10 protein-coding genes are annotated in these 10,470 nt (G+C 27.6%); 7 read left to right on the top strand and 3 right to left on the bottom strand.

Annotated features, from left to right (window positions below; all coding sequences use genetic code 11):
* Positions 1 to 98: 98 nt before the first annotated feature.
* On the bottom strand, positions 99 to 737 hold the full coding sequence (locus bhDAH_RS07405; RefSeq protein ID WP_062705985.1) for a hypothetical protein: 639 nt from the start codon (positions 735 to 737) through the stop codon (positions 99 to 101).
* Between the two features lie 226 nt (positions 738 to 963).
* On the opposite strand from bhDAH_RS07405, the gene bhDAH_RS07410 reads away from it, so the two are divergent.
* From bhDAH_RS07410 to bhDAH_RS07425, 4 genes are read left to right on the top strand one after another with little or no spacing between them, the layout of a single operon-like run.
* Positions 964 to 1,905, top strand: a complete 942-nt coding sequence (locus tag bhDAH_RS07410; protein WP_062705982.1) for a plasmid maintenance protein — start codon at positions 964 to 966, stop codon at positions 1,903 to 1,905.
* 6 nt (positions 1,906 to 1,911) lie between these two features.
* On the top strand, positions 1,912 to 2,487 hold the full coding sequence (locus tag bhDAH_RS07415) for a DUF226 domain-containing protein (RefSeq protein ID WP_149029016.1): 576 nt from the start codon (positions 1,912 to 1,914) through the stop codon (positions 2,485 to 2,487).
* Entirely contained in the window at positions 2,463 to 3,227 is a 765-nt protein-coding gene (locus tag bhDAH_RS07420; protein WP_062705978.1) for a ParA family protein, read from the top strand. The genes bhDAH_RS07415 and bhDAH_RS07420 overlap by 25 nt, the downstream gene beginning before the upstream one ends.
* 55 nt (positions 3,228 to 3,282) lie before the next feature.
* On the top strand, positions 3,283 to 3,837 hold the full coding sequence (locus bhDAH_RS07425) for a chromosome replication/partitioning protein (protein ID WP_062705975.1): 555 nt from the start codon (positions 3,283 to 3,285) through the stop codon (positions 3,835 to 3,837).
* 561 nt (positions 3,838 to 4,398) lie between these two features.
* Here bhDAH_RS07425 and bhDAH_RS07430 read toward each other — a convergent pair.
* Positions 4,399 to 4,929: a hypothetical protein gene (locus bhDAH_RS07430; RefSeq protein ID WP_015633357.1), complete on the bottom strand. Its 531-nt coding sequence runs from the start codon at positions 4,927 to 4,929 to the stop codon at positions 4,399 to 4,401.
* 768 nt (positions 4,930 to 5,697) lie between these two features.
* On the opposite strand from bhDAH_RS07430, the gene bhDAH_RS07435 reads away from it, so the two are divergent.
* The 3 genes from bhDAH_RS07435 to thyX all read left to right on the top strand — a co-directional run bounded on the left by bhDAH_RS07435 (position 5,698) and on the right by thyX (position 8,688).
* Positions 5,698 to 6,327 carry a Vsp/OspC family lipoprotein gene (locus tag bhDAH_RS07435; RefSeq protein WP_015633358.1) on the top strand — a complete coding sequence of 210 codons (630 nt, stop codon included), beginning with the start codon at positions 5,698 to 5,700 and terminating at the stop codon, positions 6,325 to 6,327.
* A 374-nt stretch (positions 6,328 to 6,701) separates the two neighbouring features.
* Complete coding sequence (locus tag bhDAH_RS07440; protein WP_015633359.1) at positions 6,702 to 7,592, top strand: P12 family lipoprotein; 891 nt, start codon at positions 6,702 to 6,704, stop codon at positions 7,590 to 7,592.
* A gap of 256 nt (positions 7,593 to 7,848) precedes the next feature.
* Positions 7,849 to 8,688 carry an FAD-dependent thymidylate synthase gene (gene thyX / locus bhDAH_RS07445; RefSeq protein ID WP_015633360.1) on the top strand — a complete coding sequence of 280 codons (840 nt, stop codon included), beginning with the start codon at positions 7,849 to 7,851 and terminating at the stop codon, positions 8,686 to 8,688.
* A 1,324-nt stretch (positions 8,689 to 10,012) separates the two neighbouring features.
* Here thyX and bhDAH_RS07450 read toward each other — a convergent pair.
* A complete protein-coding gene (locus bhDAH_RS07450) occupies positions 10,013 to 10,225 on the bottom strand; it encodes a hypothetical protein (RefSeq protein ID WP_082196918.1) in 213 nt (70 codons plus the stop codon).
* Positions 10,226 to 10,470: the final 245 nt, after the last annotated feature.

Genomic DNA, 10,470 nt, shown 5'->3' on the forward strand with positions numbered 1-10,470 from the left:
AGCATCTCTTTAAGATGCTACCAACTTATAAAATAAAAATAATAATAAAGATAAATGATTAAATAAAATTTATAATAATAAAAAACTATCAATAGCTATTATTGTTGCATAAATCTCTCAATAGCCTTAAAAACATAGTAATAGAGAACAATATATGCTTCTCTCAAGGTAGAATATTTGGGACTTCCCACAAGGTACATAAGTTCACCTGTACTTGAATTAATATCATTTTCATGATTTTTAATCTCAAATTCACGATTAATCTTTTTTATATGCTCTAAACTAAAAGTATAAGTAGAAACTTGTATATCCTTATCTATATCAAGATTACTGTTTAAGACGGTTTCTTTTTTAAAGACTTTTTTAACTTGAAACTCAAATGAATCGGGTAGAGCCGCATTAAAAAAATCAAACTTAAAGCCAAAATCAAAAACAAACCCAAATTTATAATCCAATAAACCTGCTATTTTTGAATACAAAATTATCTGCATAACAATACTTTTCATGTCTTTATCCAATATAAAGTAATAAGAATAACCGTTAATATCCTTAACAGAGTCAAAATACTTTTTAGAATGAACGTAAGTTTTAAATTTATTACGACCTAAACATTCATAACCTGAAATTTCCAATTTTATTGCTTCTTCTAGAGAAATAAAAAATTTTGATGCAGTATCAAAATTGCAGGAACAAAATATGAAAATGAAAGATAAAAAAATCTTGTAAACTATTTTCAAAAATCCCCCGTTATAAAATCTACCTATCCTTAAAAAAATATCTACTTAACAATATAGCAAATAATTCACAAATTAGAACAACATAATTTTACGACTATCAAAATAAAACAATATAAAAACAAATTTAAGGTATGAATGTATTATTTAAAGGCTTTACTTTTTCCTAACATTTAATTAGAATATTATTAGCATTTTAAAGATAAAGATCAAACTATAGGAGTTTAAAATGAGACAAAAAAAGATCAGCAAGATGCCATTTAACAAAGTAGTAGATCGAAGATTAAAGGTGTTTTGGGTAATTCAAAAGTTGCAACACAATTATTTTAAAAATAAGAGAAGGTATTCCTTAAGAAATGTCGTAATGATGGTAAATTCAATCTTAGAAAAAAAAGGATTTAAAAAAGTAACAAAAAGGACCATACAAAGCGACATTAAAAACTTTGAAGAAATTGGTCTATTAAAAATAGATTTTAACCCACTTGGAAAAAACAATGGTAGTTTTACTTACTACATAATCAACAAAACTCTTGAAAAAATAGCTAACAAAGCAATAAGCAAAGCCTATTTCATGCAAAGAAAAAAAAACATAGATCAAGCAAGAGACAATGTTATTAAAAAAGATAAATTGAAAGAACAAAATCAACAATTCAAAATTTCACATCAAATATTTTCACATCTATTAAGTGATATAGAAAGTAAATATTATAAATATAAGAACTCTAATTCACAAGATCTAAAAAACAAAGAGAAGAACTTAGAAAGAATCATATTACAAAGATTTAAAGAAATAAAAAAGAAAGATCTCAATGAAATAAAAACCATTGTAAAAAAACAGATAAGCTACAAAAACACGCTATGGAATCTAAAAGACTTCATGGAAGAGTTAAGAGAATATAATGTAAATGATGCAGTAAGTTTCTTTAAGACAATACTCAAGAAAAAAAAGAACAAAATATGGTTTATGTCAAAAAGGAATATAAAAACGGATTTCAATATGATAATAGGAGAATTCAAAGACAAAAACAGAACCAAAGCACAAAATTCATACCAAGATCAAGAAAGGATAAGAAAACCAAAGATGAACTACATAGACGCTCCAAATGGAATGATAAAGGTAAGCGAGTTAATAACGGACATTGTGAAAGTGAGATTGTTAGTTTCTAATTAAGGAAATATGGAAAAAGTGGAAAAGGCAACACATGAGTTAAAAGCAAAGTTAATGGCAAGAAAATTAGAATTAGATCGGAAGGGTAAAAACTTTTTTAAAAAAATTGAAGACAAAGATTATAAAAAAATGTACCACACAAAGATTTTCAGCATGATAAATAATTTTGAAGCAAGACCAAATAAGGGTAAATTTTGGCTGTGTTTTAGAAACGTTTTCGATCCTAATAAATACGAAAGTCTTCATTTGTTTCAAATGAGGCAAGGGGATAAATTCATAGGCATCTACTATGGATTTACAAAGCTACCAAAACCATTTATCATCAATTATAGGGAAAACGAAGTAAAAAAAATATCCAAACTAACAAAAATTTCTTACATTGAGTTTAGATTTAAAAAGGGAAGTGTTTTTTGTTATCTAAGAAGTTTACATACGCTGCTGAGGGTAGAGAATAGAGAAAAGCTTTTCTATAATTCTTTATTAGACAGGACTCTAAAGTTGGAAAGAGAAGTGCACCAATTTTACGGAAAAGAATATCTTAAAGACAAAGGAATATTAAGATGGATAGAAGAAAACCAAAAATAATTACTGTAGCCTCAATTAAAGGCGGTGTCGGAAAAAGTACAACAGCTTTGTTTTTTAGTAATATTCTTGCAAATAAAAGGTATAAAATACTCCTCATTGACTTGGATCCACAAGCTAGTAGTACAAGTTTTTATATTAATCTCCTAAAGGGTCAAAATATAGATATAAAGAGAGTAAATATATACAGAGTCTTAAAAAAGGAATTAGATATCGAAAATTCAGTTGTAAAGATCAATGAGAATATTGATTTTATAGCAAGTCACTTGACCTTAAGTCAGTTTAATGAAGAAAATATATCTTTGAAAGAAAGTCTGCTTAAAATATTTTTAAGTTATATACAACATAGGTATGATTTTATCATTATGGATACAGCCCCTACTTTAGGAAGTTTACTTAATAATAGTTTAATAATCACTGATTATCTTGTCATTCCTTTACCAACCGATCAGTGGGCGATTGAGAGTTTAGATTTAATAACTAACAGATTAAGAGATATATTTAGAAGTGAATTGCCAACGTTTTATTTAGTAACTAACCTAATTGAAAGGCAGAACATAGATAAGGAATTGAAAGAATTTATTGAGAGTGAGTATAAGGAAAATTTTTTAGGAAGTGTTCCAAAGAGAGATAATTTAAGAAAAACTATTTTTTATAGGGGCGATTTTAATCCAAATGAAGACTATTACAAAGCTTATCAAGAAATATTAGAGAATTTTTTAAGTAAGATTAATAGTCAATGACTAGTTCCAAATGGAACTAGCAGTTCCATTTGGAACTAGCTCAATGAGGTATATTATGAGTAAGAATAGAAAAATAGAGATAGTTAGGAGAATTGATTTAGAAGTTTGCAAGATTAAGACTTTAAATAAGACGAGAGAAGAGAGATATTTAGAATTAAAAGAAAAGCTTAAGATTTTAATCAAAGAAGAATCTTATAATAAGATAGAAACAGCCAGAATTTTAAAAGAAATTAATGAAAGCAAATACTATGCTCTTGATGGATATAAAAGTTTTACAGCTTTTATCAAGAGCTATAAAATAGCAAAAACTTCCATATATAGGTATATTAAGTTAGTTACAGGAATTGATAGCGGTAAGATTGATTATGATTTGATTTTAAGTAGAGGGGTAGATTATGCAATTAAGGTGCTGGAAAATACTAATATCATTAGTAAAAGCAATGTCAACCCTCTAAGACCTTTAAGGTTTCAACTAGATGATGAAGAGAGTTTTCATTTTTACAAATCCAATACAAAATTTGCTAGCTTTTTGCTTAAAGAAATATACAAGAATGAAAAAGATTTTTTTAATAAGATGCGCGATAGATATAATACTGTAAAAGTACAATAACCCCATTGTGTCTTAATTGGGTATTTATATTGGTTTGATAACTTATCAAGTTTTGATAATAGGTTCTTGAGAATATTTTTTAAATAGCATAAAAACTTTCAAAAAAGACTTTACAAAAAAATAAAATAGTTTATAATTATCCTATAGACTGAGATTTGAAGTCTCACTCTTATTGTTTGATTAGAATAATAGGTTGGCTACGGTAGGTAGCCTTTGTCATTTTATGCTAATTTAGTTTAAATATGTAGATTTTAAATTTCTTATGCAGGTCATTATCTTGTTTTCGCCTTCCATTCTATATATAGTGTTGGGTTTAAATATGGTGTTATTGTATAGCTTATATTTTATATGTTTATTCTTTAATTAATAAATTAGTTTTTGTATTAAATTTTCTTGTTTCTTTTGAAAAATTTGTTTTAAAATCTATAGTGATTTCACTTTAAAGGTGATGCTTTTATGAGCAAGTGGTTATATAAGCTTATTAGTTGATAAGTTGATAAGGATAATAAAAAAGCTTTAAAACTAACGTTTAGGGATGTATCGTTAATTTTAAAGCTTTGATTATTGTTTGTGAGTATTTTGTTTGTCGGGATGTTGCTTTTGGGTATGTTGCTTTTCAATTGCGTTCAATTTTGATAGGAATTCTATAATTTTGGCTTTATTGATTTTCAATGTTTCTAGGCCGACTTGAACTTTAATGTCTTCCTTGTTATATACATGCTCATCTTCATTTAGTATTTTCTTTAATATGGCTTTGTTTAAGCTAAAAGAGGAGGCGTTAACCCATTTGCCAAGCGAAGCTTTACTATCATATTCATAGCTTGTTTTACCTTCTATTTTAGTGCCATCTGGTAGTATTAATGGAGTTTGTTTAACTATACTGTGATTTCTTATTTTAGTATATAAAAATATTTGCGTTGTGTTATTTTGATGATCAACCACGCCTTTTAATTCGAAGTTTTCGTTTAAATATTGATATATTCTTACCTTGTTATTGATTTTATCATGTTCAACTTGCAAGGAAGAACATGCTGCAAGTAAAAATATGAATAACATTTTTGTTAATTTAAAATTCTTGAAAGAAAATGACATATCCCCTCCTTTTAATACTATGTTAATATATAGTATATTATTTATGCATCATTTATAGTTTTTGTAAATAATCATTATGATATCTTTTAAACATTATACTTTAATAAATTTGAAAAACAAGATTAATAATCTTAAATTAAACTTTAATGAATTTATAATTGTGTTTAATTTAATTACAGAGAAATTATTCTTTCCTTTAAAGTATTAATTTATCTGTTCATCGACTTAGGATATTACTTGAAAATAGTATATTTAGTCACAGATTGTATCATAAATATTTTGAAATATGGCTGTCTATTTATGTATTTAAACTTACCGTTATGTAAAGTATTATATTATTTAAGTAGTATCAAATTTATTTGATGTTTTAGTAGCTGGTGATATTGCCATGTAAATGTATGTAAGTGCTTTGCTTTATTTTAAATAATATATAGTTCTATATAGATTTTATTAATTTTATCCTGCCATTATTCTCATGTGCCGTGAGATTATAAGATTTAACACATATTTGTAATTAATTCTTTGTGCAGCTAACAAAGTTGTTTGGGATGTGAGTTGAATGTATTATTCAAATTGAGTGTAATTTTATTGAGTTTTATTGATGTTTAGTTACATTTTTTGCTTGAATTATTTATATAGATTTGTATAGATATTGATAATATTTTTGTTTTGTAAAATTATTTACGAATTTTTTTATAATTTTTTTTAAAAACTTGAAAAGTAAAATTTTTGCACTATTAATGTATGTTAATAAGGAGGCACATAATAATGAAGAAGAATACATTAAGTGCGATATTGATGACTTTATTTTTATTTATATCTTGTAATAATGGAGGCCCAGAGCTTAAAAAGGGTGAAGTAACTAAATCTGATGGAACAGTTCTTGATTTATCAAAAATAAGTGCAAATATAAAAAACGCTGTTACTTTTGCTGCAAGTGTTCAAGAAGTAGAGACCTTAGTTAAGTCTATTGATGAGCTTGCTAAAGCTATTGGACAGAAAGTTAATGCAGATGGTCTTACTGCTGAAGCAGATAAAAATGATTCATTAGTTGCAGGGGTATATCAATTAATATCAGATGTACAGGGTAAGTTGACAAAATTGGAAATTGGGGCCAGCAAGTTTGCTGGACTAAAGGAAAAGGTTGTTGCTGCTAAGAAGGGAAGTGATGATTTCTTAACCAAAGTAAAAGCGCAGCATAATAATCTTGGTCAAAGTGCTGAAGCCCCAAAGGCTATAAAGAAAGGTAATGCTGATAGTACTAAGGGAGCTGAAGAACTTGGTAAGTTAAATACAGCAATAGATGAGTTGTTAACCGCTGCTAAAGATGCAGTAGAAGCTGCAATTGCGGAGCTTACAGCTGCTCCTGCTAAGCCAGCGACCCCTGTTAAACCTTAACTAAGGTATATATAATTTTAAATATTATTATAAGATTAAATTTTAATCAAAATGTAAGTAACTGGAAAAATAAAGTCAATAAATAGAAAGCTAAGAGCACTATGCTCTTAGCTTCTGATATTATTTAAGACCATCTTTTATCTTTACTTTATTTACTTTCCCAGCGTTTAGATTAAGATTATATTTTTTATTGTATAAGTTTGCTTAGTAAAATAACTTTGTACTGCTTTTAAGTGGCACAGAGTAAAATAATCTCACTATTCTACAGAATTTATTTTTGTAATTTAAATTAAATGGTATATATTTGTTAGTAATTATTGTATTTCAATATTGAGACTCAATAATTGAGTAATTTGATATCTCAGGAGGGAAATATGAAAAAAAGTATTTTAACAGTATGTATGTTCATATTATTGTGTTTGTTATCATGTGATATAGATGCCCTTAATGATTTGCTAAGCAAAGCAAGGGAAAAATTTTTAGAAGAAAATAAAAATATAGAAGGTTCAGACCATAAACAGGAAGGTAAAGAAGAGCAAGTAGATGTTGTTAAAAATATGGAAGAAGGAGTACGTCAAGTAGTTCAGGGCGATCCTGTAGCACCTGTTGATGATGCTATTCCGGCATTTCAATATCCTCAACAAGAAACTATAGAAATAGAAGAAAAAGATTTAATTCCAAGCACTAAAGAAGAAAAGGAAGCACAAGAAGAAATTGAAAAGGTAAAAAGTGTCCTTGAAGATTCCAAATTTGATCAATTAATTGAGAACTCACGCAAGCTTCAATCAGAGTCTAAGCAATTGGAATCCGATTTTTATAGAATATTCTCAGAACTTCAGACGAAACTTCAAGAGCAAAGGTCTCTTCCTAAAATCAATAGTCAAACAGATAGAGCAAAGATACAAGAACTAATTAAGTTGCAAAATAGGTTCAATGAAAAAAGGACTCAGATCGATATGTTGATGACCCAAGTTGATGCAGGCTTTAATGAAAGAAGTTCCGCAAAATACTTTTTTGAAGAAGCTGAAAAAACTTTAAAAGAAGCCATTACTGAAAGATTAAAAAATGCATTACGGTCCTCTTTCAGAAGAGTAGCTAATTATTTATCAGGACAATTATCCAGAGAAGCACGACGATATGCAGAAAATTCTTTAAGTTTATTAGAATCTTCTTCTGGGAAAATAGGAGAAGCAATGGGAATAAGGAAAGATATAGAGGAACTCATTAAAGAAGCTAAATCTTATCTATCAAGTCTTGTAAGATAGAGATACCAAAGGTTTAAATATTTTATAATATTAGTATTTGCAAGAAGAGTTCCTTTATAGGGGGCTCTCTTTAATTTTTTAAATAAGTTTCTAAAAATGCTTACCTTTGTAATTGACTATGCATTTTTTATTACCATATCTTAAGGGTTTGTAAGTATAAGGATTATTGTTCCAAATTGTTTTTGAAAGGTGTTAAATAGCTTTGTTATAATAATGTAAATTGAGTAACGAATAAATAAAAAGTGGGGGTACATGTTTGAATACTGAGATCGAAAAAGAGGGCTTGTTAAATCAGGAATATAAGGTTTTGGATAAAGGCTTTATAAAGCTTATTGACTATATGGGTAGTGACGCAAGAATAGTTCAAGCAGCAAGGATTTCATATCGAAGTGAGAGCATTAAGAGGGAAGATAATGAGCTTATCGATTATTTAATCAGAAATGAACATACAAGTCCATTTGAACAAGTAGTGTTTGCATTTCATGTTAAGGCTCCCATATTTATTGCAAGACAATGGATGAGACATAGAACAGCAAGGATGAATGAAGTTTCTGGTTCTTATAGTTTGATGAGGGAAGAGTTCTATGTGCCTTTAGAAGAAGACATGAAAATTCAAAATATTGAGAATAGTCAAGGTGAGGATGAAGGAATTACATATAACTTTACAAAGGATATAATAAGTAATTTAAAGGAAATTCAAAGTTCTTGTTACGAGCTATATCAAAATATGATAGATTATAATGTTTCAAAGGAAGTCTCTAGAATAGTTTTGCCCTTAAGTTTATATACCGAATGGTATTGGCAGATTGATTTAAATAATCTTTTTCATTTTATAAAATTAAGATTAGCTTTAAATGAGTCAAAAGAGGTTAGAGAACATTCATCAAAGGAAATGCGCGAATATGCCAAGATATTGCTTGATATTATTGAAAAGATTGTGCCTATTGCTACTAAAAGTTTCAAAAATCATATCTTAAAAGGGTGTAGATTATCTTATGAAGAGATAGTTGCAATTTCTGGAGTTTTGGATACCAGTAAACTAAAATTAAGTGATAAGGCATTAAAGAGGCTACAAGATAAACTTAATATTGTATAATAAACGAAACTTCTTTATGGCATTATTTAACTTAAGTAGTAATAAATCAAAGTAAAACATTGTGACTAAAGATTCAATTCCTGATGTTGCAGCACCAGCTGAGGATATTTCTATCAATGGTATTTTGGATAATATAAATTCTTATCATAAGTTCTATGGTCTAAAGTTAATTGTTTAGGTGGTGTTATTAAGATACCTATCTTTTATACATAAGGTCCTTTATCTTGTTGTTGTAAATTGTATTCTAGTCTCTAATAAACGAATATATGTATTAACAGTAAAGATAGGCTTACTTGTGGCCTATCTTAGTAATTTTTATTTAAAGTACTTAATTTAAAGGTAAACTTATCTAGCATCAGTAGTACCGTCAAGTTTGTTCTAACTCATTTTGGTCTTTGGGATACGTTTTTATAAATTCTATTTCTTCGTATGTTTTATAGGTATTTTTATTACTTTCTTGAACTTTTGGAATCAAAGAACTTACGCCTTTTTTAAGCTTATCTCATTTTGTCTTTGCTTGCTGTTCTTTTTGGTAACCAAAATTATTAGTAGTAAGATGTGTAGCATTATTTAGACTTTCTTCAATTGTACTTATTGAAGAGAATTGTTGTTCGAAGTAGTTCCAAAACTGTGCCCGGATATGAATTGTAATTAATGTTAATAGGTGTTGTGCTACCGAGACTTAAGTAATTTGTGTCTCCTAAGAGTACCCCCCCCAGCAAAGCCACTTATACTATACCTGCTGAAATTTCACTACTTTTCCAACAGAGTGTGACAAATGCTCTTCTTGACCGCTTAAAATATCATCAAGCATAGAGGCTCTTGAACTTTTTATAGCTTTTCTATTTCTTGATGTAGAGCCTTTACCACTTGACTTTTTAGTAGTATTGTTTTGATTCTTGCTAGAAGCATTTCAATAGTTTCTTCATTAGTTTCCAATGTAGAGTTAATTTTATCAGGTAAAATTAACGGATTTATCTTTAAGTTCACCATTAAATATTAAATTACAACTAATAAAACTTAAAAGCAAACTTAAGCTAAATACTTTGTCTTTAATTGCATGTATTTATCATTTCCCCTGTTGTCTAGATTGCTTTTTTATTAAAAAAAAGCAGTTATTAAATAATTTTAGAAAGACTTAAAAATAGCATGTTTTAAGTAAATTACTAGCTTATCTTTATAAAAGACCAATAGAATTATATTATTGTTAAATAGTACATCATTTGCATATAAGCCCTTTCCTTTTCATTAATAATTATGACATAAATATTTTATAAGTTCTATATTATTTGATTTATAGCTGAATATCAGTTGATATAATAATTCAAAGGGAAAATGAAAAGTAATTCAAAAGTATGATTTTGATTCTTTTTAGGGTAATTATGGGCAAAGGAATGTTTGCTAATAGAAAATTAGAGGTAATTTTAGAGAAAGGCATAATTTCTTTAGGATTTATTTCAAATGAATAAGTAGTAGATATTTTGGTAATAAATTTTTTAGGTTTGATTTTAGTAAAAATATTTTTTATACTAATCATTGGTATGCAAATATATATTTATTTATAAAAATGTCAACTTTGGTATATTTTAGTGACAACTATGGTGCATTTTCATAGCAACTTTGTCCATTTTGGCGTCAACTCATAAAAATAAGAAATGAAAAAAATCAACTTTGTTCATTTTCGTGGCAACTTTGTTCATTTTGGTATCAACTTTGTACATTTTCATAGCAACTTTAGTCAATATTATAATTCAAAGAATCTCATACTAATAACAAATTATA

The sequence above is a fragment of the Borrelia hermsii DAH genome, from assembly GCF_023035675.1.
In the GTDB taxonomy this organism is placed as follows: domain Bacteria; phylum Spirochaetota; class Spirochaetia; order Borreliales; family Borreliaceae; genus Borrelia; species Borrelia hermsii.